The sequence below is a fragment of the Meiothermus granaticius NBRC 107808 genome (assembly GCF_003574355.1).
Lineage (GTDB): Bacteria > Deinococcota > Deinococci > Deinococcales > Thermaceae > Meiothermus > Meiothermus granaticius.
This window is the reverse complement of sequence record NZ_QWLB01000011.1, coordinates 18,535-37,582: the sequence shown is the minus strand read 5'-3', so window position 1 is coordinate 37,582 and position 19,048 is coordinate 18,535. Positions and strand designations below refer to the sequence as shown.

Annotated in this window: 22 protein-coding genes and 1 riboswitch; of the genes, 11 read left to right on the top strand and 11 right to left on the bottom strand. The window is 64.0% G+C overall.

Annotated elements, in window-relative coordinates; genetic code table 11:
• Nucleotides 1-120: 120 nt before the first annotated feature.
• A riboswitch (TPP riboswitch) is annotated at nucleotides 121-218 on the bottom strand.
• A gap of 35 nt (nucleotides 219-253) precedes the next feature.
• Both ispE and ispD read right to left on the bottom strand, forming a co-directional pair.
• Nucleotides 254-1,084 carry a 4-(cytidine 5'-diphospho)-2-C-methyl-D-erythritol kinase gene (ispE, locus tag Mgrana_RS05505; protein ID WP_119356602.1) on the bottom strand — a complete coding sequence of 277 codons (831 nt, stop codon included), beginning with the start codon at nucleotides 1,082-1,084 and terminating at the stop codon, nucleotides 254-256.
• A 4-nt stretch (nucleotides 1,085-1,088) separates the two neighbouring features.
• Nucleotides 1,089-1,727, bottom strand: a complete 639-nt coding sequence (ispD, locus tag Mgrana_RS05500) for a 2-C-methyl-D-erythritol 4-phosphate cytidylyltransferase (RefSeq protein WP_119356653.1) — start codon at nucleotides 1,725-1,727, stop codon at nucleotides 1,089-1,091.
• Nucleotides 1,728-1,823: 96 nt separating this feature from the next.
• On the opposite strand from ispD, the gene uppP reads away from it, so the two are divergent.
• Nucleotides 1,824-2,594, top strand: coding sequence for an undecaprenyl-diphosphatase UppP (gene uppP, locus Mgrana_RS05495; protein WP_119356601.1), 771 nt, complete (start codon nucleotides 1,824-1,826; stop codon nucleotides 2,592-2,594).
• Nucleotides 2,595-2,665: 71 nt separating this feature from the next.
• Nucleotides 2,666-5,443, top strand: coding sequence for a DNA translocase FtsK (locus tag Mgrana_RS05490; RefSeq protein WP_119356600.1), 2,778 nt, complete (start codon nucleotides 2,666-2,668; stop codon nucleotides 5,441-5,443).
• A gap of 574 nt (nucleotides 5,444-6,017) precedes the next feature.
• Here Mgrana_RS05490 and Mgrana_RS05480 read toward each other — a convergent pair.
• Together Mgrana_RS05480 and Mgrana_RS05475 are read right to left on the bottom strand one after the other, a co-directional pair.
• Nucleotides 6,018-6,248 carry a hypothetical protein gene (locus Mgrana_RS05480; protein ID WP_119356599.1) on the bottom strand — a complete coding sequence of 77 codons (231 nt, stop codon included), beginning with the start codon at nucleotides 6,246-6,248 and terminating at the stop codon, nucleotides 6,018-6,020.
• Between the two features lie 150 nt (nucleotides 6,249-6,398).
• Entirely contained in the window at nucleotides 6,399-7,076 is a 678-nt protein-coding gene (locus Mgrana_RS05475; RefSeq protein WP_119356598.1) for a hypothetical protein, read from the bottom strand.
• A gap of 42 nt (nucleotides 7,077-7,118) precedes the next feature.
• On the opposite strand from Mgrana_RS05475, the gene Mgrana_RS05470 reads away from it, so the two are divergent.
• Nucleotides 7,119-7,790, top strand: coding sequence for a DsbA family protein (locus Mgrana_RS05470; RefSeq protein WP_119356597.1), 672 nt, complete (start codon nucleotides 7,119-7,121; stop codon nucleotides 7,788-7,790).
• Between the two features lie 64 nt (nucleotides 7,791-7,854).
• Nucleotides 7,855-8,544: a DsbA family protein gene (locus Mgrana_RS05465; RefSeq protein WP_119356596.1), complete on the top strand. Its 690-nt coding sequence runs from the start codon at nucleotides 7,855-7,857 to the stop codon at nucleotides 8,542-8,544.
• A gap of 18 nt (nucleotides 8,545-8,562) precedes the next feature.
• On the opposite strand, the gene Mgrana_RS05460 is transcribed toward Mgrana_RS05465, so the two are convergent.
• Together Mgrana_RS05460 and Mgrana_RS05455 are read right to left on the bottom strand one after the other, a co-directional pair.
• Nucleotides 8,563-9,693 (bottom strand): cysteine desulfurase family protein, encoded by a 1,131-nt coding sequence (locus tag Mgrana_RS05460; protein WP_119356595.1) that lies wholly within the window; start codon nucleotides 9,691-9,693, stop codon nucleotides 8,563-8,565.
• A 7-nt stretch (nucleotides 9,694-9,700) separates the two neighbouring features.
• Nucleotides 9,701-10,174: an RrF2 family transcriptional regulator gene (locus Mgrana_RS05455; RefSeq protein WP_119356594.1), complete on the bottom strand. Its 474-nt coding sequence runs from the start codon at nucleotides 10,172-10,174 to the stop codon at nucleotides 9,701-9,703.
• A gap of 139 nt (nucleotides 10,175-10,313) precedes the next feature.
• Between Mgrana_RS05455 and Mgrana_RS05450 the strand changes: the two genes are divergently transcribed.
• The gene (locus Mgrana_RS05450) at nucleotides 10,314-11,300 is read left to right on the top strand and encodes a malate dehydrogenase (protein ID WP_119356651.1); all 987 of its coding nucleotides are present in this window, start codon (nucleotides 10,314-10,316) and stop codon (nucleotides 11,298-11,300) included.
• A gap of 48 nt (nucleotides 11,301-11,348) precedes the next feature.
• On the opposite strand, the gene Mgrana_RS05445 is transcribed toward Mgrana_RS05450, so the two are convergent.
• Nucleotides 11,349-11,867 carry a phosphoribosyltransferase gene (locus tag Mgrana_RS05445; protein ID WP_119356593.1) on the bottom strand — a complete coding sequence of 173 codons (519 nt, stop codon included), beginning with the start codon at nucleotides 11,865-11,867 and terminating at the stop codon, nucleotides 11,349-11,351.
• 2 nt (nucleotides 11,868-11,869) lie between these two features.
• The gene (locus tag Mgrana_RS05440; protein ID WP_119356592.1) at nucleotides 11,870-13,096 is read right to left on the bottom strand and encodes an aspartate kinase; all 1,227 of its coding nucleotides are present in this window, start codon (nucleotides 13,094-13,096) and stop codon (nucleotides 11,870-11,872) included.
• Nucleotides 13,097-13,224: 128 nt separating this feature from the next.
• Here Mgrana_RS05440 and Mgrana_RS05435 point away from each other — a divergent pair, with 128 nt between their 5' ends.
• From Mgrana_RS05435 to Mgrana_RS05410, 6 genes are read left to right on the top strand one after another with little or no spacing between them, the layout of a single operon-like run.
• Nucleotides 13,225-13,557 carry a cupin domain-containing protein gene (locus Mgrana_RS05435; protein WP_119356591.1) on the top strand — a complete coding sequence of 111 codons (333 nt, stop codon included), beginning with the start codon at nucleotides 13,225-13,227 and terminating at the stop codon, nucleotides 13,555-13,557.
• On the top strand, nucleotides 13,557-14,036 hold the full coding sequence (locus tag Mgrana_RS05430; protein WP_119356590.1) for a DinB family protein: 480 nt from the start codon (nucleotides 13,557-13,559) through the stop codon (nucleotides 14,034-14,036). Before Mgrana_RS05435 ends, Mgrana_RS05430 begins: the two co-directional genes overlap by 1 nt.
• Nucleotides 14,033-14,803, top strand: coding sequence for an enoyl-CoA hydratase-related protein (locus Mgrana_RS05425; RefSeq protein ID WP_119356589.1), 771 nt, complete (start codon nucleotides 14,033-14,035; stop codon nucleotides 14,801-14,803). The genes Mgrana_RS05430 and Mgrana_RS05425 overlap by 4 nt, the downstream gene beginning before the upstream one ends.
• Nucleotides 14,804-14,845: 42 nt before the next feature.
• Complete coding sequence (locus Mgrana_RS05420) at nucleotides 14,846-15,490, top strand: CBS and ACT domain-containing protein (protein WP_119356588.1); 645 nt, start codon at nucleotides 14,846-14,848, stop codon at nucleotides 15,488-15,490.
• 5 nt (nucleotides 15,491-15,495) lie between these two features.
• On the top strand, nucleotides 15,496-16,632 hold the full coding sequence (locus Mgrana_RS05415) for an acetoin utilization protein AcuC (protein WP_119356587.1): 1,137 nt from the start codon (nucleotides 15,496-15,498) through the stop codon (nucleotides 16,630-16,632).
• Between the two features lie 54 nt (nucleotides 16,633-16,686).
• A complete protein-coding gene (locus Mgrana_RS05410; protein ID WP_119356650.1) occupies nucleotides 16,687-16,917 on the top strand; it encodes a DUF1653 domain-containing protein in 231 nt (76 codons plus the stop codon).
• Between the two features lies 1 nt (nucleotide 16,918).
• On the opposite strand, the gene Mgrana_RS05405 is transcribed toward Mgrana_RS05410, so the two are convergent.
• The 3 genes from Mgrana_RS05405 to dnaJ form a co-directional block, all read right to left on the bottom strand.
• Entirely contained in the window at nucleotides 16,919-17,395 is a 477-nt protein-coding gene (locus tag Mgrana_RS05405) for a GNAT family N-acetyltransferase (protein ID WP_119356586.1), read from the bottom strand.
• 123 nt (nucleotides 17,396-17,518) lie between these two features.
• The gene (locus tag Mgrana_RS05400; protein ID WP_119356585.1) at nucleotides 17,519-17,743 is read right to left on the bottom strand and encodes a cold-shock protein; all 225 of its coding nucleotides are present in this window, start codon (nucleotides 17,741-17,743) and stop codon (nucleotides 17,519-17,521) included.
• A 169-nt stretch (nucleotides 17,744-17,912) separates the two neighbouring features.
• Nucleotides 17,913-18,992 carry a molecular chaperone DnaJ gene (dnaJ, locus tag Mgrana_RS05395; RefSeq protein ID WP_119356584.1) on the bottom strand — a complete coding sequence of 360 codons (1,080 nt, stop codon included), beginning with the start codon at nucleotides 18,990-18,992 and terminating at the stop codon, nucleotides 17,913-17,915.
• Nucleotides 18,993-19,048 lie beyond the last annotated feature (56 nt).

Below are 19,048 nucleotides of genomic sequence, written 5' to 3'. Positions count from 1 at the left end.
CCCTGAAAACCGATCCCCCAGAGCACCGCCCCGAGCAGCAGGGACCAACCTCTAACCTTTGGCTTTACCAACATAAATCCCCTCCGGTCACCGGGGAGGGGATGAACCCAAGCGTCAGGCTTTAGCCTGTTGTCACGCTCCCTACGTCGGTGCTAACCGATTCAGGTTCCAAGGGACTCTCTCAGCCGCCCTTCCGGGCAGCACCCCCGATGACTCCCCCAGTATACCAAGCCCCCCTGAGCCACAAAACCCCTTACCCCACGGTGCGGGTGGCCTGAACCCAGAATCCGGGGTGGCGCTTTCGCAGCCCCTTGGCGATGGCGGCAGCCTCAGCCGCATCGCGGGCCAGCCCGAACAAGGTCGAGCCCGACCCCGACATCAAGACCCCAAAGAGTCCGGCCTTTTGCAGTTCGGATTTGAGCTGGGCCAGCCCAGGCTCGAGCCGAAAAACCGGCCCCTCCAGGGTGTTCCAGTAAGGCGGTGGATCCCCGGCGCGCAGGGCCTCGAGGATGGCCGGCACATCCAGCGCGGGCTGCCACTCCCGAGGTTGCAGGTGGGCATAGGCCTGCGCAGCAGAGATGGCGATTCCGGGATTGATCAGCACTAGGTGCAGCCGAAGGGGCTCGAGCGGCCGCAGCCTCTCCCCCACCCCACGCCCCTCCGCCAGGCCAGGGTTGAGGAAAAAGGGCACATCCGCCCCCAGCCGAAGGGCCAGGCCCGGCAGGTCGAGGGGGGCGGGATAGAGTTCGGCCAGGGCCCGCAGCACCGCCGCAGCATCCGAGGAGCCTCCCCCCAATCCCGCCGCCAGCGGGAGGTGCTTCTCCAGCCGAATCCGCACCCCCCCAGGCCGACCGGCGGCTTTCAGGTAGGCCTCCGCGGCACGGTAGGCCAGGTTGGCAGGCCCCGGGTCCAGCAGGGCCTGGGTCACCTCGAGCTCGATCCCCTGGGGGGTGGGCTCGAGCCACAGCCGGTCACCCACCTCCAAGGCGGCGAAAACCGTGTGCAGTTCATGGTAGCCGTTGGGCAGCCTACCCAGCACCGACAAGCCCAGGTTAACCTTGGCTGGGGCTAAGACCTCGAGCATGCCCTCAGCCTTCCCACACCTGGGCCAGCCCCTCGGCCAGCAGCAAGTCTTCGGGATAGGTCACCTTGAACATCCGCCGATCCCCCTCCACCAAGGCCACCGGGTGCCCCAGCGAGATCACCAGCTGGGCATCATCGGTGAACTCTGTCGAGGCCGCCTGAGCCGCCAGATGGGCTCGCCAAAGCAGCTCGCGCTCGAAGCCCTGGGGGGTCTGCACCAGGCGGTAGCGCTCGCGGGGAAGGGTCTCCCCGTACTCGTGGTGCAGGTTTTCCACCAAGGTGTCCGGAACCGGAGCCACCAAGGTGGCCGCACCCCTGCCGCGCACCGCTTGCAAAAGCCGCTCCACCGCTGCCCGCACCACAAAGGGGCGGGCCACATCGTGCACCAGCACAAGGGTGCCGCTGGCCACCCTGAGGGCGTTAAACACGCTCCCTTGGCGGGTCGGGCCTCCTACGACGGTTCGCACACCCGGCCGGGTAAACCCCGCCCCCGGCGGCAGGGCCACAATCCGCTCGTCGGCCCACTCGAACCCCTCCAGAGCCCATTCCAAAAGGGTTTTGCCCCCGACCTCGAGGAAGGCCTTAGGCCCCCGCCCCAAGCGTTCTCCAGAGCCCGCAGCGGGAAACAGTACCGAAATCTTCACGGGGGAATCGTACACCATCCACCGCAAAGCCCGGTTTAGGCGGCGGTGAAGTAATTTTCACCGACCCTTCACGCTGGGCATGGTATCCTCGCGCTCGTGAATGTCTTGGATACAGTGGTCTTGGGAATTGTTGAGGGGCTCACGGAATTCCTGCCGGTTTCCTCCACCGGGCACATGAACCTGGCCCGGCACCTGCTGGGCATTAACCCCTCCAGCGAATTCGCCAACAGCTTCGAGGTCATCATCCAGCTCGGCGCTATCCTGGCCATCGTGGTGCTGTACTGGCCCCGCTTGATCCGCGACGGTGAGGCCTGGAAGCGAATTATCGCGGCCTTCATCCCCACCGGGCTCATCGCCTTTGGTTTGCGCCACCAGATTGACCACTGGATCAGCAGTGTGCCCCTCACCGTGCTGATGCTGGTGCTGGTGGGGGTGGTGTTGATCATCGCGGATCGCCTGCTGGCCGGACGGATACAGTACAAAGACATCAACGAGGTGCCCCTGGGCTGGGCTGTGGGCATCGGGGTCATCCAGGCCTTCTCGGTGATTCCAGGCACTTCGCGCTCAGGGGCCTCCATTTTGGGCGGGATGCTGTTTGGGATGAACCGCACCGCCGCGGCTGAATTCTCTTTCCTGCTGGCAATTCCCACCATGATTGCCGCCAGCGGCTACAAGTTCGTCACCGGAACCCATGCCTTTACCGCTGGGGAATGGGGCTTGCTGGGTTTGGGATTCGTCATTGCCTTTGTGGTGGCTATCGCCTCGGTGCGCTTCATGATGGGGCTGCTGCCGCGCTATGGTTTTGTCCCCTTCGGCTGGTACCGGGTCATTTTAGGGGTTCTTTACGCCGCGTTTTTCTTGCGCTGAGTCCCCTCGAGCCAACCGCCTTTTATTCGTGCTTCTCTCGGCAATTCCGCAATATGTTACAATCGTAAGCGATGGCGAAGCCGAAAACCAAAGGCGACAGGGCTAAACCACCAACTCCAATCGAACGCAAGCGAGACCTCGAGGCCCTCTCCCTGCTTAGCCTGGGACTGGCGGTGGCCAGCGGGGTGGCCATCTACACCGGCTCCAGGCTAGCGGGGGGGCTGGGAGCCAGCCTGCAAACCCTGCTATGGGGCAACCTGGGGGTGGTGGCCTGGCTGATCCCCCCGGCGCTGGCGATCCTGGGCGGGCTGCTGCTGCTGGACCGCCCCTTGGGGGGGTTCGTGCGCACCAGCGGGCTCATCTTTGCGGGAGGGGTTGTGGCGCTACCGCTGGTGGCGCACGTCTCCAAGCCTCATGGGGGGACACTGGGAACGCTGAGCCACGGCTTTCTGTTGGCCAACCTGGGGCCCTTAGGGCTGCTGCTCCCGATGCTGGCCCTCAGCGTTGTGGCGGACCTAGCCCTGCGCCAGCGACCGGGATACCTGCTGGGGCGGGGGGCCCGCCGGGTGGCGCTGGCGGGGCACCGCCTGGTACGCGCCTTTCGGTTGGCCCAGGGGGCGACCCGCTTACAGGTTGAGGCTCGAGCCCTGGCCGAGCGCTATCCAGAGCACAAGGCCCTGCACACCCTGGGGGAAGACCTGGAGCGCTTCCGCAAAGCCCCCCGCGACGAGGCCGAGCTGGCTGGGTTTGCTGGGGTGCTCGAGGGCTTCCGAGCGGAACGGGCCCGGGAGCTGGCCGAGAAGCTCCAGGCCGAGGTGCGCCCCCTCCCGGCCCGCCTCGAGCGCCTGGCGGCGGCCCTGGCCGCCCCCTTGAAGGGAGAAGGCCTGGCTCAGGCCCTGGAGGAGCGCCGGGCCGCCTTGCTGCTAGAGATCAACACCCTGCAGGCCAAAACCCAAACCCTGATCCGCCAAACCGACCAGGCCGCTAAAGGGCTGGGGCATCCCAGCACCAAAAGTCTTCTGGAGGCCTGGGATGCCCACAGTGCCCGACAGGAGGAGTGGCGCAAGCTGGAAGGCCTCACCGGCGACCTCGAGGCCCGGGTAGATGCCTGGCTGCGCTGGGCGGAGTGGGCCGAGGCCGCCCCCACGGAAGCCCAGCCGGCTGGGCTGCGGGCCCTGTTGGAGCGGGGCCTCTCCACCGACCCACCGGCCTTCGAGGTGGCTACGGCCAAGCCCGAACCGGTGATTGACTTCGATTTCGTATTCCCTGAACCGGAGTCAAAAGAAAAAGTTAGCCAATCGGCGATCCCCGTTCTGGAGGTGAAACCGCTCGCGCAGCCTAAGCCCTCCAGCCCGCAGCCCGCTCCAGTCCCCAGCCGCAAGAACTCCACCGCCCTGGCCCTGCCTGGCTTCGACCTGCTGGACAAGCCCGAACCCCCCAAATACGACCCTCGAGCCCTCGAGGCCAGCACCCGCCGCCAGGTAGACCTGATCAACGAGACCCTCAAGCACCACGGGGTGGAGGCCAAGGTGGTGAGCTGGTCGCGCGGCCCCACCGTGACCCGCTTCGAGCTCGAGCCCGCCCCCGGCGAAAAAATCAGCCGGGTGCAGAACCTCCACAACGACCTGGCCCTGGCCCTGGCGGCGGGCTCGGTGCGCATCGAGGCCCCCATTCCCGGCAAGAGCGTGATTGGCCTCGAGGTGCCCAACACCGAGCGCGAACTGGTGCGCTACAGCGAGGCCATCCAGTCCAGCGCCTTCGCCCGCAGCAAGGACACCCTGCCGATGGTGCTGGGCAAGAGCATTGACGGCGAGGTCTGGGTGAAAGACCTGGCCCGCATGCCCCACCTGCTGATTGCCGGCTCTACCGGCTCGGGCAAGTCGGTGGCGGTGAACACCCTGATCACCAGCCTGCTCTTCAAGTACCTCCCCACCGAGCTGCGCTTCCTGATGATTGACCCCAAGATGGTCGAGCTGACCCCCTACGAGGGCATCCCCCACCTGGTGCGCCCGGTGGTCACCAACCCCGCCGACGCCGCCGGGGTGCTGCTGGGCGCGGTGGCCCACATGGAGCGGCGCTACAAGATGCTCAGCCAGGTGGGGGCGCGGAACCTCGAGCAGTTCAACCAAAAGATGAAGTTGGCTGGGGAACCCACCCTGCCCTACCTGGTGATCGTGATTGACGAGCTGGCTGACCTGATGATCACCGCCCCCAAGGAAGTCGAGCAGGCCATCCTGCGGCTGGCGCAGATGGCCCGGGCTACTGGGATGCACCTGATCTTGGCCACCCAGCGCCCCTCGGTGGACATCCTGACCAGCCTGATCAAGGTGAACGTGCCGGCCCGCATGGCCTTTGCGGTCTCCTCGGGCTTCGACTCGCGCACCATCCTGGACACCTACGGGGCTGAGCGATTGGTGGGTCAGGGTGACATGCTCTTCCACCAGCCGGGTCTACCCAAACCGGTGCGTCTACAGGGGCCTTTCCTGTCCGAGACCGAGGTGCACCGCATCGCTGAGTTCTTGCGCACCCAAAGCTTTGAAGACGCCTTCGCCCAGCAGTACGCTTCGGATTTCGAGGGGCCGCTGCAGGTAGCGGGTGAGGGCGGGGGCAGTGGGGAGGTTGACTTCGGCGACCCGCTCCTCAAGAAAGCCGCCGAGATCGTGATTGAGGAGGGCTACGCCTCGGTCAGCAGGCTCCAGCGCCGCCTCTCGGTGGGCCATGCCCGAGCGGGCAAGCTGGTAGATGCCCTCGAGGCCATGGGCATTGTGGGGCCCCACCAGGGCAGCAAACCCCGCGATGTGCTGATCACCCGCGACCAGCTCCCCGAATACTTCGGTGGTGAAGCCTAGCGTGTAGGGCTCCCCAACCCACCGAAGCTCAACAATGGCCGGTGGGGCGTGAGGTGTGGCATGGAAACCCCCACAATAGACGAAGTTCAGCAAGCGCTTCAGCCCATCGCTTCGCTCATCAGCAAGTCGGAAAAGGCCCAACAGAAGCTCGCATCTGGAACGTAGCAATACACGATGTTAGGGGATAACCTCAAGGCCCTACGCACCGCGTCTGCGCTGATGAATAAGGCAACGGATGCTGGCGAGAAATTTACCCGGGACGACTTGCAAAAGGCTCGGAGGGCCTTTGCCTCGATGATCAGCAGGGTCGAGGAATCGCAGGCAAAGCTCGCACCCGGAACCCCTCAGCACACTTTGCTGCAAAGTAGGCTCAGGGCCCTGCGGGTGGCAGAAGCCCTGATACGGGCGGAGTTGGGTAGGGTCTCAGAACAAGCCAAACCTTGAACGCAAAGAGCAAGCCGGCCCTCGAGCCAGCCCCAACATCCGCCGAGGAATTCAAACTCGAGGGCGCGGTATTTGAAACACCCATCCAAAACCGCACCCTGTACCGGGCCGCATTTGGCGGGGAGAAACCCTAAGCCACCAGCCTCGAGGTCTTGAGACTGTGCCAAACCCCGGGGGTACACCACAGTTCGGCCTGACCCTTGAGGTAGAGGCCCTCCAGGACTTCTCGAGGGGCATAGCGGTACAGCCAGGAAACCTGAACCTCGGCGCGCTCGCCCGAATCCTCGTGGATGAGTTCTACCCGGTCAAAGGTGGCCGGAACCCAGCGACAGCGCAGACGAAACTCCAAGAACGAACCCATACTTCCTCCGTTCTCGGGTCTGGCCCTTGTGTCCAGCGCGGGCTGCCTCTAGCAACCGTATTGACGCAGCAGGACTCCCGTTTCGGGCGGCTACTCCCCCAAATATTAAAGCTCAGGATAGACCGGCGTGCGGTGAGAAGTTTTAACAGTTTACCCAAGCCAAGGGAATCCCCGTGGGTCTGTGGTAAATCTTCGCACCAGGGTTTCATCATCATGGGCTCGAACCTGGGCTAGAAAGGGAAAGTCCTCAGGCCGAACGCGGAGCTTGGCTCGAGGTTTGACCGGCTTGAGGCTGGCCCAATGCGGATCGTGAACAGTCCAAGCTTGCACCCTGTAGGGCGGCTGCTGAACAAAGCCTTCACGGGGTAAAACGTATACCACCCCTTCGCGCCAAGGTTTCTTAGCCAAGGCGTGGTCGCTAATGGAGAAAAAATAATGGGTATCGCTCAAAGTCCCGTTAGGTAGCTCAAAGCGCAAGGCGGAATTGAGCATCCGCATGGGTCCCCGGGTGCGATCCAATATCGCGTAGAACATCGGCCAGATGCCATCTGATGAGGCAAAGACCGCCGTCTGCTGGCTAAACTCATCGTCATCCGCTGCATTGGGTAAACGCGGCTCAAACGCGGTGATATCTGAGTCTACCGAGCCATGCAGCAGCAAGTCTTTAGACTCAGCCAACCAGTTCAAGAAAACCCATTTGGGGACAGACAAATCTTCGGGCAACCAATCCCCCTCGGGCACGCTGGCGAGGACGGCCTCGAGCTCCCCCTCTAACTCAGGGCTCAGCCTGAACTCGGGCCGGGGTAGCCAGTAGTCAGGAATTTCCACCCTTTCAGAATAAACCTCACCCTTGGCAGCTACACTGGGCTTATGCAACGGAGGCTTTTTATCGGGGTGCTGCTGACCGCACTGGTTCTGGCTGGGGTGCTGCTGTTTGTCACCCGCCCGCGCCCCACGGCAGCATCCACCCCCACAACAAGCACAAACCCCGCCGAGGGTGCCCGTTTCGCCTTCGGTCCAGAAGGCGCCAAGGTGACGGTGGTGGAGTTTTCCAACTACCTCTGCCCGCACTGCCGCGACCACGATAACGAGGTCTTCCCCCAGATCCAGCGGGACTACATCAATACCGGCAAGGTGCGCTACCTCTTCCGCGACCTGCCCTTTAGCCTCCCAGATGGCTCCCCCCAGCCGAATGTGGTTCGAGCCGGAGAGGCCGCAGCCTGTGCCGCTGAGCAAAACCGCTACCTCGAGTACCGTGAGATCCTGTTCCGCTCGCAAACCCTCTGGGGAGGGCTGAGCCTGGATAACCTGGACAAGTTCCTCGAGGACCTGGCCCGGCAGCTCAGCCTGGACACCGCCAAGTTCACCGCCTGCCTGACCTCCGGTAGCCAGCGCGCCGGGGTGCTGGCCGACCAACAGCTAGCCGGGCGGCTGGGCATCAGCGAGACCCCCACCTTTATCGTCAATGGCCAACAGTATGTCGGGGCCCGCAGCTACGAGGAGTGGAAGGCCCTACTGGACAAAGCCCTGGCTCAGAAATAACCCCCTTCCCCGGTTCCTCGCAGCTCCTGTCGAGCTCTCACCTGAAGCTGCTAGACTACTCTTCATGCAACGAACCCTCTTTATCGTGGTCGCTGCCGTCGCGGTCATCCTGGCCGGGGTGCTGTTCTTCGCCCTGCGACCCAAGCCCACCGTTTCACTCAACGACGCTGCCCAAGGAGCACGATTTGTCTTCGGCCCAGCGGATGCCAAGGTCACGGTGGTAGATTTCTCCAACTACCTCTGTCCCCACTGCCGCGACCACGCCCTCGAGGTGCTTCCGGTGATCAAGAAGGAATACATCGACACCGGAAAGATCCGCTATGTTTTCCGCGATTTTCCCTTCACCGGGCAAGACAGCGTCATCCGAGCTGGGGAGGCCGCGGCCTGCGCTGCCGATGCCAACCTCTTCTTTGAGTATCACGAGGCCCTGTTCCGCTCTCAGGCCCAGTGGGCCAACCTCTCCGGCGACGCCCTGGATCAGTTCTTTGCCGATGTGGCCGGGCAGCTTGGGATGGCCCCGGCCACCATGCTGGAATGCCTCAAGTCCGGCAAGAAGCAGGCCGGGGTGCTGGCCGACCGCGACATGGCCGCCAAGCTGGGGCTGGACTCCACCCCAACCTTTATCGTGAATGGGGTCAAGTTCAGCGGAAGCCGGGGCGCCGACTCGCTCAACGGCTGGCGCAAGATGCTCGACGACGCGCTGGCCGGTAAACCGGTACAACCCCCGCAGGACGGGGTCTCGAGCCAGCAGTAACCCCCCAGTAACCCCCGATTAGGCCACTGCCTGGGCCCGCGCCACCGCTTGGCTAAAGGCCTGAACGGCCTTATCCACCTCGGCCTCGGTGCTGAAGCGCCCCAGGCTGAAGCGCACCGAGGCTTTGGCCTCGGCTTTGCTCCGTCCAATGGCCAGGAGCACATGCGAAGGCTCCAGGCTGCCCGCCGCGCAGGCCGAACCTGAGGAAGCCGCGACCCCCATCAGGTCGAGGTTGAGCAAAAGCCCCTCCCCATCCACACCCTTTGCGGTGACGTTGACGTGCTTGGGGCTGCGCCGGCTGGGGTGCCCGTTGCGCTCAACCCCAGGGATGCCCAAGAGGCCCTGCTCGAGCCGATCCCGCAGGCTCAGCAACCTCGAGGTCTCCTCTTCCCACAGCCGCATGGCTTTCTCGGCGGCTAGCCCCATGCCGTAGACCCCAGGCAGGTTTTCCGTGCCGCCGCGGTAGCCCTGTTCCTGCTTACCCGGCAGCAGCGGAAACAGCTCGAGGCCCTTGCGAACGTACAAAGCCCCCACCCCCTTGGGGCCGTAAAACTTATGGGCGGCGATCGAGACCAGGTCTGCCCCCAGATCCTCGACCCGGCTGGGCACAACCCCCACGGCCTGCACCGCATCGCTGTGGAGGGGGATTCCCCTGTCTTGGCAGATCTGGGCAATCTCTCGCAGCGGATACACCGTTCCTAGCTCGTTGTTGACCGCCATCACGCTGACCAGGAGGGTCTCGGGGCGCAGGGCCTCGGCCACCTGCTGGGGGTAGATCATGCCAGAGCGGTCGGGGGGCAGAAGGGTCACCTCAAAACCCAGGCGCTCGAGGTTGCGGAGCGCGCCGAGGACCCCCGAATGTTCAACCTGGGTGCTGACGATATGCCCCCCGCGCGGGGCCTTGGCCAGGGCCAGCCCGAGAATCGCCAGGGCGTTGGCCTCGGTGCCCCCGCTGGTGAGGATCAGCTCGCGAGAACGACACCCCAGCGCCGCCGCGACCCGCTCCCGGCCCTCCTCGAGCAACCGCCGGGCCTCGCGTCCGGCCGCGTGCACCGAGCTGGGGTTGCCATAGACCTCGAGCACCCCCTCCATCCCCGCCTTCACCTCGGGGTCGAGCGGGGTGGTCGCGGCGTAATCCAAGTAGACCATGCCCACCCTAATGACCGGCCTGCAGGGGCGAGGGCTGAGGGCTTGGCTCGAGCTGAACCAGCCTGCGCTGCTCGATCTGCCGGCGCTCCTCCACCAAATCCTTCAGCGAGGTGCTGCCCAACACCCCCCGCATGGCCAGGTCAACCTTCTTCCAGAGCATTTCCGTAGAGCAACTGCCGGTCTGCCAGCAGGACTCGGGATCGCTCACGCAGATGACCGGGGCCAGGCTCCCCTCGAGGGCCTCCACTACCTCCAGGGCAAAGATCTGGTCGGTGGGGCGGCCCAGCTTGTAGCCGCCCTTGGCCCCCCGCACACTGCGGATAAACCCGCTGCGGCGGAGCTGAGCCGCGATCTGCTCGAGGTAGTGCTGCGAGATCCCCTGGGCCTCCGCCACCACCTGCAGGGGCACTGCTGCCGGCGCCCGCAACCCGATCTCCACCAGGGCCCGAAGGCCATACTGCGCTTTGGTCGAAACCCACATGCCTCTACTATAAAATGCCAAATCCCGTGTGGAAATCCAGGGATTACATTTAGGTGTGGAGCGCTTTGAACCCTTCGCCCCGCTCGGCGTATGATTGGGGATGGTGCCTGGACCCCAGGCTATTCGAAAGGAGTTGCTGATGAAATCTCCCGTCCGTGTCGCTGTTACCGGGGCCGCCGGTCAGATCGGCTACAGCTTGTTGTTCCGCATCGCTTCGGGCGAGATGCTGGGCAAAGACCAACCGGTGATCCTCCAGCTGCTGGAGATTACCCCGGCCCTCAAAGCCCTTCAGGGCGTGGGGATGGAGCTCGAGGATTGCGCCTTTCCGCTGCTCGCGGGCGTAGTGCAGACCGATGACCCCAACGTGGCCTTTGGCGACGCCGATTATGCCCTGCTGGTGGGGGCTATGCCCCGCAAGCAGGGCATGGAGCGCTCGGACTTGCTGCAGGCCAACGGGGCCATCTTCACCGTACAGGGCAAAGCCCTCTCCGAGAATGCCAAGAAGGGGGTCAAGGTGCTGGTGGTAGGAAACCCGGCCAACACCAACGCCCTCATCGCCTATCACTCGGCCCCCAACCTCTCCCCCCGGCAGTTCCACGCCATGACCCGCCTGGACCACAACCGGGCCCTCTCCCAGCTGGCCGCCCGCCTGCACAAACCAATCTCCAGCATCAAGAAGATGACCATCTGGGGCAACCACTCGGTCACCCAGTACCCCGACCTCTTCCACTGCGAGGTAGATGGGCAAAACGCCTATGAGCTGGTGGGCGACCACGAGTGGTACGCCAACACCTACATCCCCACCATCGCCAAGCGCGGTGCCGCCATCATTGAAGCCCGGGGGGCCTCTTCCGCCGCCTCAGCCGCCAATGCCGCGATTGACCACATGCGCAGCTGGGCTCTGGGCACCCCGGAAGGGGACTGGACCAGCATGGCCGTAGCCTCCGATGGTTCTTATGGCGTGGAGGAGGGGCTGGTGTACAGCTACCCCTGCGCCTGCAAGGACGGGGATTTCCGCATCGTAGGGGGGCTCGAGATCAACGAGTTCAGCCGGGCCAAGATGGACGCCAGCGCCAAGGAACTCTCCGACGAGCGCGATGCGGTGAAAGCCTTGGGGTTGATCTAGTCGCCCTGCCCCCCTGCACGGACGCACCCTGGGTGCGTCCGTGTTTGCTTAGGCCTGACTGGGGGCCTGGCCCAGGCTGGCCCACCCCTGGGCCGGGTCCCAGGGGTAGACGATCCAGGCATCGGTCTCGCTGGCATAAAGGTCGGGGCCGTCGCCGGGGAAACGATTCTTCTTGGGCTTGAAATGGAGCACCGCCAGAGTGGGCTTCCCCCCGGCCAGCTTGACTCGAGCCCGCACCGCCACCGCGGTCTTGCCCGAGTCCCACACGTCGTCCACAATCAACACCCGCTTGCCCAGCAGAAGGGTATCGCCGGGGAACTGCAAAAAGTGAGGTTCCTCCAAGGTCTGGCCCTCTGCGGTGTAGAACATCACCGCGGCGGTAAGGATATCGCGTAGGTCGGTGGCTTCAGAGAGCAGACAGGCCGGGATCATCCCGCCTCGGGTCACCGCCAGGATGCAGTCATACTCGCGCGGGTTGATCTTGCCCAGCAGCTTGTGGACCAGATGGGTGATGTCCTGCCAGGACAGATATTGCTTGCCGGTGTAGCCCTGTAGCTCTTCGGACATGGCTAGGCCTCCACCGGCTTGTCCAGCTCAAAGGCCCGGTGCACCGCCCGGAGCGCGGCCTCGGCAAACTGGGCAGGGATGACCACCGAGATGCGCACCTCGCTGGTGGCGATCATCTCGATGTTCGCCCCCACGCTCGAGAGGGCCGTGAACATCTTGGCTGGGATGCCCGGGGTCGAGGCCAGGGCTTGCCCCACGATGGAAATCTTGGCGATATCGCGGCGCAGGTTGGCCTCCCCCCCGATCTCGCGCAGCAGGGGCTCGAGGGCCTCCAGAGCGTCTTCGGCGAAGTCCTGGTTCACCGTAAACGCCATCTGGGTGCGGCTGGGGTCGTGCCCAGGCACCCCCTGGATGATCATGTCCACCGCGATCCCAGCCCGTCCCAAAACCTCGAAGACCTGCGCGGCCACCCCAGGCCGGTCAGGAATGCCCACCAAGCCAATCTGGGCGTGCTCATCGTCGAGGGCCACGCCGGTCACTGCCCGTCCAAGTTCCATCTTTGCCTCCGTTACCAGGGTTCCAGGGTTGTAAGAAAAGCTGCTGCGCACGTGAATGGTCACCCCATACTTCTTGCCGTACCAGACCGAGCGGGGATGCAGTACCCCTGCGCCCAAGGCGGCCATCTCGAGCATCTGGTCATAGCCGATCACCGGAAGCTTCTGGGCCTCAGGAATCATGTGCGGGTCGGTGGTGTACACCCCTTCGGTATCGGTGAAGATCTCGCACTCCTTAGCCCCCAGGGCCGCAGCCAGGGCCACTGCGGTGGTGTCCGAGCCACCCCGGCCCAAGGTGGTGAGCTCCCCCTCGGGGGTGGTCCCCATAAAACCGGTGACCACCGCCACCTCCCCCCGCTCGAGGGCGGCCTGAATGAGCCTGGGCTCAACCTTCAGGATCCGGGCGTTGCCAAAGCGACCGTCGGTGGTAAACCCGAGCTGGGACTGGGTGAAGGCTCGAGCGGGGATTCCCATCGCCGCCAACTGGATGGAAAGCAGGGCCGCCGACTGCTGTTCGCCGATGGTGACCAACATATCCAGCTCGCGGGCCGGAGGGCGGGGATTGACCCGCCTGGCCATGGCGATCAGCTCATCGGTGGTGCGGCCCATGGCCGAGACCACCACGGCCAACCGGTTGCCGCGTTCACGGTAGTGCTGGATGCGCTGCGCGACCTTGTGGATGCGCTCGAGGTCGCCCACACTGGTTCCGCCATATTTTTGCACGACCAAGGCCATAATCTCGGGAATACTACCATGCCCAGCGGCCCCCTCAACAGCGCAGCACCTCGGCCAGAGGGGGTTCGCGGCGGGTCTTGTGACCTGTACTCCCCGACGATTTATACTCGGGACAAAGGAGCGTTCTTATGCCAACTTTTCCAGAGTGGTTCAAAGCCTTCAAGCACGTCGAGCTGTGGCCGGGGATGGAGATGGCCGTCCTGTCCGGGCACAATGGGCAAATCGGGTTTCAGGAGATCCAAGAGGAAACCCTGGTCCCCGAGCACGCCCACGGTGGACAGTGGGGAGTTGTCCTGGAGGGCCAGATCGAGTTCACCATTCAGGGCCGGCCCCAGGTTTATCGCAAAGGGGAGTACTACCATATCCCTGCGGGAGTCCCCCACAGCGCCAAGCTCGCCGCCGGAACCGCGTTTATTGACGTGTGGGAGGGCCAGCGCTTTCCCCCAGAGCGGATGAAGTGATGACTGACTCGAGGCTCGCGCTTCTCCTGAAGTTGCTCGAGCAAGCCTACGACGCACGCACCTGGCACGGGCCAAACCTGCGGGGCGCCCTGCGCGGGGTGGACGTGGAGACCGCCCTGTGGCGGCCCCAGCCCGGACGGCACAACATCTGGGAACTCACCCTGCACTGTGCCTACTGGAAGCACCGGGTCAGCCGGGGCCTGCGGGGGGAGGAATCCGGAGGGGAGTTTCCGCGCAAACCCGCCAATTTCCCGGCAATTCCCCAAGCCCCGACCGCCAAGGCCTGGAAGGAGGACCTCAGGTTGCTGCAGGCTTGTCACCTCGAGCTGCGCCAGGCGGTTGCCGGGCTAAACCCTGAAGACCTCGAGCGAACCTCGGGCCGCTGGACCCTGGCCGATCAGGCCCTTGGGGTAGCCAACCATGACATCTACCACGCCGGGCAGATTCGGCTGCTGCGGCGGATGAAAGAGGACGCATGAGCGTTTTACTTTCCGAATTCCAAAATGGCATCCTGACCTTGACGCTGAACCGGCCCGAGGCCATCAATGCCTTTACCACCGAGCTGCTGCGCAGCTTGGCCACAGCGTTAGCCAAAGAGGCCTCTGGGCCGGAGGTTCGGGTGGTGCTCTTGCGCGGGGCCGGGCGGGGGTTTTGCTCCGGGCAGGATCTGCGCGAGTTTGAGGGCCAGGAGATCTCCTACAAGGGGCACCTGAAGAACTATCAAGCGGTGATCGAGAACCTGGTCAGCCTCAAAAAACCGGTTCTGGCCGCCATTCACGGGGCAGCGGCGGGGGCTGGGCTGTCCCTGGCTTTGGCTTGCGATCTGCGCATCGCCGCGGCGGACGCGGTGCTCAGCACCGGCTTCAGCCGGATTGGCCTGATCCCCGACGCCGGGATGAACTACCACCTTCCGCGGATTGTGGGGCACGCCAAGGCCCTGGAGCTCGAGCTGCTCTCCCCACGCCTCAATGCTGAACAGGCCCTGGCTCTCGGCTTGGTCAATCGCGTGGTGCCCACCGAGGGGTTTGCCGATGAGGTCTCCAAGCTGGCTGCGGAGCTGGCCAACGGCCCCACCAAAACCTTTGGGCTGATCAAGCAGGCCCTGTACAAAAGCCACCACAGCACCCTGGAGGAGATGCTCGAGTACGAGGCAATTCTGCAAGACCTTGCAGGCCGCAGCGCCGATCATAAAGAGGGGGTACAGGCGTTTTATGAAAAGCGCCCCCCCCAGTTCCACGGAAACTAGGCCGGGAGCAACCCTCCCCCATCCTCCGGTAAACTGGGCCCAATGTTGGTCAAAGATGTCATGCACCATCCAGTGCTCACCCTTGATCCCACGGTGAGCTTAGGCCAAGCCTATACGCGGATGTTAGAGCACAACATCCGCCACATCCCCGTACTTCAAGCCGGCAAACTGGTCGGGATGATCACCGACCGCGACCTCCGGCTGGCCACCAGCAGCTTCCACCCTGGGGGGCCCAAGCCCCCTGAAACCCCCGTCGGGGAGATCATGAGCCGGCCCCCTATCACCGGCGACCCCCTCGACCCCGTGGAGGAGGCCGCCCGGACCATGCGTGAGCGCAAGATTGGGGCCCTGCCGATCCTCGAGGGGGAAACCTTGGTGGGGATCGTCACCGGGATTGACCTGCTCGAGGCCCTCTTGCGCCTCACCGGGGTGACCAAGCCCAGTGGGCGGCTCGAGGTGCGCCTCCCGGATCACCCCGGTGAGCTGGCTCGGCTCACCGGATTCCTGGCCAATAAGGGCCTCAACATCCACTCCCTCCTCACCTACCCCTCGGGCCCGGAGGGGGTGCTGGTGGTTGCTCGGGTAGGGACCCCGGAGACCCGCGCCCTGGCGGAAGAGCTGCGCCACAATGGCTTCGAGGTGCGTTGGCCCCCGGATAAGTTCTCGCCGGGGTCCTCTGTGAGCTAAAACCGATGAGCGTACCCGTCTTTTACAGCCCCCACTACCTCGAGTACAACTTCGGGCCGCAGCACCCCTTCAATCCGATGCGGCTGGAGATGCTGCTGGACCTGCTGGGCACGCTTGGGCAGGCCCCCCTTTCAGTAGAGCCGCCTCAGGCCACCCGCGAGGAGGTGCGCGGGGTTCACCTGGAAGCCTTGGTGCGCCGGGTGGAGGCCGCCAGCCACGGGGTGCCGCTGCCAGACCTGGCCGCCTATGGTTTGGGAACCGGGGATACCCCGATTTTTCCCGGTATGGACGAAGCCACCCGCTGGCTGGTAGGGGGAACCCTCGAGGCCGCCCGGTGGATCGCACGGGGTGAGGCCAGGGAGGTATTGCAGCTGGGCGGAGGGCTCCACCATGCCCAGGCCGATCTAGCTTCAGGGTTTTGCGTCTACAACGATCTCTCCATCGCAATTCGGCACCTTAGCTCCCAGGGGCTGCGGGTAGCCTATGTGGACATTGATGTGCACCACGGGGATGGGGTGCAGTGGATTCACTACGAAGAGGAAAACGTCCTGACCTTCTCACTGCACGAGTCCGGACGCTATCTCTTTCCCGGAACGGGCCAGATCCACGAGATCGGCAAAGCCGCCGGGACCGGGCGCAAGCTCAACCTGCCCCTGGAACCCTTTACCGAGGACGGAAGCTACCTCGAGGTCTTTCAGATGGCCCTCGAGCCCGCGCTGCGCTGGTTTCGCCCGGATGTGATGGTCATTCAGGGGGGGGCGGATGCCCATTACCTAGACCCTCTGGCCGAGCTTCTGCTCACCACCCGGGGCTATGCCCAGCTCTTCCGGTTGCTCCGGCAGTACAGCGCCGAGTTCTCCGGCGGGCGGGCCCTCTACACCCTGGGGGGAGGCTACAACCTCGACTCCAGCAGCCGGGTCTGGGCCCTGCTGTACCTCAGCTTGCAAAACCAGCCGCTCCCCGATCACCTGCCTGAAGACTGGCTGCGGCGCTGGGGGACCCGGTTGGGCCACTTCCTGACCCACACCCTGCACGACCCAGAAGGCGGGTATGCGGAGATCCCCCGCAGGCTCGAGATCGAGGCCAGAAACCGCCAGGTAGCGGCCCGGATGCTCGAGACCGTCCGGCCCTACTGGCGCTAGGCAGCCCCCTGCACCCATCGAGCAGAAAGCATGTCACAATATTCGGGGGACGCTGTGCAGCTACAATCCGGTCTCTACGAACACTACAAAGGCAAGCGCTACTGGGTGTATGGCCTGGCTCGACACTCCGAAACCGAGGAGTGGCTGGTGGTCTATGAAACCCGCTACGGCCAGGAGCCCGAGACCCTTTGGGTGCGCCCCCTGAGCCTGTTCCTCGAGGATGTTGAGGTCGAGGGCCGCAAGGTTCCACGCTTTCGCTACTTGGGGGCCTCAAGCGAGTCCTAACTCAATTCGACAGGTTTTTGACGTACCAGCTCAAGCTGGGCCCGCCATCATGGGCATGGGTGTAGCCTTGTCGCTTCCAGAAGGCCTTGGCCTTTTCATTGTTGCCGTAGACCACGGCGAACAACCGCTCGGTTCGGCCCGAGAGCAGCTGCTCGAGCTGCTCCACCACCAGCTTTCCCAACCCTTGGTTCTGCAATCGCTCATCAATCAGCAGCAGGCTCACCGTAGCCGAATGCAGATCGGGATAAGCCACTTTGTAGTCCAGAAAGCCAATCACCTTCCCCTCCTGGAACAAGAGGTAGGCCTGGCGGCGGGTATCGTGGCGCAGGGTCTCGAGCTCGCGCTGGATATCGTTGAGGGTCGGGGTATCCCCTCCGATGAGGGCAATGTAGGTAGGGCAACGCAAATACAATTCGTGAACTACGGCGGCGGCCTCAGGGGTGACGGGCAGGAGTTCTAGACGCGCAGCAGTCTTCATGGCTTTGTTCCCATTTTAGTCCGCTAAATGAGGAGGGTGTGCTAGCTTGACCATTCAGCGCCCTTCCCCATAGGAGGCACAAAAAAGCCCCCACCCTTGGGGGCCAGACTGGCTTGGGAAAGCCTACATGCGCTGGGCAGGCTCAACCACGCTGACATTGGCGGCCTGAGGGCCTTTGCCGTTCTTACCGGGCTCTACCTCAAACTCCACCACATCCCCTTCATTGAGCGAGCGAAAACCGCGCGACTGAATGGCGCTGTAGTGAACGAATACGTCGGCATCCCCTTCCCGCTCGATAAAACCATAACCCTTCTCGGCATTGAACCACTTCACCTTACCTCTTTGCATACCGCTCCTCGTTCCAGGGGCTACCCTGATCCGGGACTGAGCTGCTTTAACTGCCTCGGCCTACGACCTCCCGAAAGGGCGCAACAAGGGCCAGCTCAGATTCCTCCCAGATGGCTTAACATTAGCACCCCCAAGCCAGAGGTGTCCAGCCAGAAGGGGCCTCAAGAACTCAGCCCCTAAATACCCGCTTGACCTTGTCCCAGAAGCCGTCCGGGGCAACCTCCTCGCCCACCTCCTCGGCGTACTGGCGCAGCAGGTCTCGAGCCCGGCTCGAGAGGTGGGTCGGCACCTTGATGTTCGTCACCACCTGCAGTTTGCCCCGCCCCCGTCCCCCAGGGTAGGGCAACCCCTTGTTGTCCAGCTCGAACACCTCGCCGTCGCGAGTCCCCGGCGGAACATGCAGCTCTATATCGCCTTCAAGGCCCGGGATCCGGGTATTGAGGCCCAGGGCCGCCTGGGCCAACCCCAGCTCGAGGGAGTAAATCAGGTTGGGGCCTTCGCGCTGCAGGTGTGGATGGGGGCGCAGCACCGGGCGCACAAACAGGTCTCCCGCCCCCCCCGGTCCCCAATTGCCCATCCCCGAAACCCGCAAAAGCTGGTTTTCATCAATCCCCGCGGGCATCTGGATTTTGAGGTGCTCCTCGCGGCGCACCCGCCCACTGCCCTTGCAGGTTTCACAGGTCTCTATCAGGGTATATCCCCGGCCCCGACAGGCCGCGCAGGGGGCTTGGGCCACCATATTACCGAAGAAAGTGCGCTGCACCTGCTCCACGGTGCCACGGCCCCCACAGGCCTTGCAGCGCTCGCGCTTGCCCCCCTGCCCACCGCAGGTCTCGCAATTCACCCAGCGCTCGTACACCACCTCTTTCTCAGCCCCATGGAGCACCTCGCTCAGCTCGAGCTCCACGCTGGCCTCGAGGTCTTCCCCCCGCGGGGCCCGGGCGCCCCCCCCTGGGGTGCGCATCCCAAACACCTGCTCAAATAGGTCAAAGAGATCGCCGAACCCCTGCCCGGCCCCGCCGGGAAAACCGCCTGGCGAGGCCGTTCCATAGCGGTCATAGTAGGCCCGCTTCTCGGGATCGCTCAGGGTAGCATAGGCCTCGTTGATCTCCTTGAAGTGTTCTTCCGCAGCCTTATCCCCAGGGTTTTTATCCGGGTGGTATTGCAGGGCCAGCTTACGGTAGGCTTTTTTCAGCTCGTCCGGGCTGGCTTCTCGGCTCACCCCCAGGATGGCGTAGTAGTCCTTCATCGCCCCTAATATAACCGCACGCAGGTTTTTTTATTGCAACTCATGACCCATCTCCT

Bases quoted from the DNA above. Each gene is read 5' to 3' on its own strand.
- Mgrana_RS05430 (WP_119356590.1), top strand. From the start codon at position 13,557: ATGACTGACTCGAGGCTCGCGCTTCTCCTGAAGTTGCTCGAGCAAGCC.
- dnaJ (WP_119356584.1), bottom strand. From the start codon at position 18,992: ATGAAGGACTACTACGCCATCCTGGGGGTGAGCCGAGAAGCCAGCCCG.
- Mgrana_RS05440 (WP_119356592.1), bottom strand. From the start codon at position 13,096: ATGGCCTTGGTCGTGCAAAAATATGGCGGAACCAGTGTGGGCGACCTC.
- Mgrana_RS05480 (WP_119356599.1), bottom strand. From the start codon at position 6,248: ATGGGTTCGTTCTTGGAGTTTCGTCTGCGCTGTCGCTGGGTTCCGGCC.
- Mgrana_RS05460 (WP_119356595.1), bottom strand. From the start codon at position 9,693: ATGGTCTACTTGGATTACGCCGCGACCACCCCGCTCGACCCCGAGGTG.
- Mgrana_RS05405 (WP_119356586.1), bottom strand. From the start codon at position 17,395: ATGAAGACTGCTGCGCGTCTAGAACTCCTGCCCGTCACCCCTGAGGCC.
- Mgrana_RS05490 (WP_119356600.1), top strand. From the start codon at position 2,666: ATGGCGAAGCCGAAAACCAAAGGCGACAGGGCTAAACCACCAACTCCA.
- Mgrana_RS05450 (WP_119356651.1), top strand. From the start codon at position 10,314: ATGAAATCTCCCGTCCGTGTCGCTGTTACCGGGGCCGCCGGTCAGATC.
- Mgrana_RS05465 (WP_119356596.1), top strand. From the start codon at position 7,855: ATGCAACGAACCCTCTTTATCGTGGTCGCTGCCGTCGCGGTCATCCTG.
- ispE (WP_119356602.1), bottom strand. From the start codon at position 1,084: ATGCTCGAGGTCTTAGCCCCAGCCAAGGTTAACCTGGGCTTGTCGGTG.
- Mgrana_RS05435 (WP_119356591.1), top strand. From the start codon at position 13,225: ATGCCAACTTTTCCAGAGTGGTTCAAAGCCTTCAAGCACGTCGAGCTG.
- Mgrana_RS05415 (WP_119356587.1), top strand. From the start codon at position 15,496: ATGAGCGTACCCGTCTTTTACAGCCCCCACTACCTCGAGTACAACTTC.
- Mgrana_RS05445 (WP_119356593.1), bottom strand. From the start codon at position 11,867: ATGTCCGAAGAGCTACAGGGCTACACCGGCAAGCAATATCTGTCCTGG.
- Mgrana_RS05400 (WP_119356585.1), bottom strand. From the start codon at position 17,743: ATGCAAAGAGGTAAGGTGAAGTGGTTCAATGCCGAGAAGGGTTATGGT.
- Mgrana_RS05420 (WP_119356588.1), top strand. From the start codon at position 14,846: ATGTTGGTCAAAGATGTCATGCACCATCCAGTGCTCACCCTTGATCCC.
- Mgrana_RS05455 (WP_119356594.1), bottom strand. From the start codon at position 10,174: ATGTGGGTTTCGACCAAAGCGCAGTATGGCCTTCGGGCCCTGGTGGAG.
- Mgrana_RS05425 (WP_119356589.1), top strand. From the start codon at position 14,033: ATGAGCGTTTTACTTTCCGAATTCCAAAATGGCATCCTGACCTTGACG.
- Mgrana_RS05470 (WP_119356597.1), top strand. From the start codon at position 7,119: ATGCAACGGAGGCTTTTTATCGGGGTGCTGCTGACCGCACTGGTTCTG.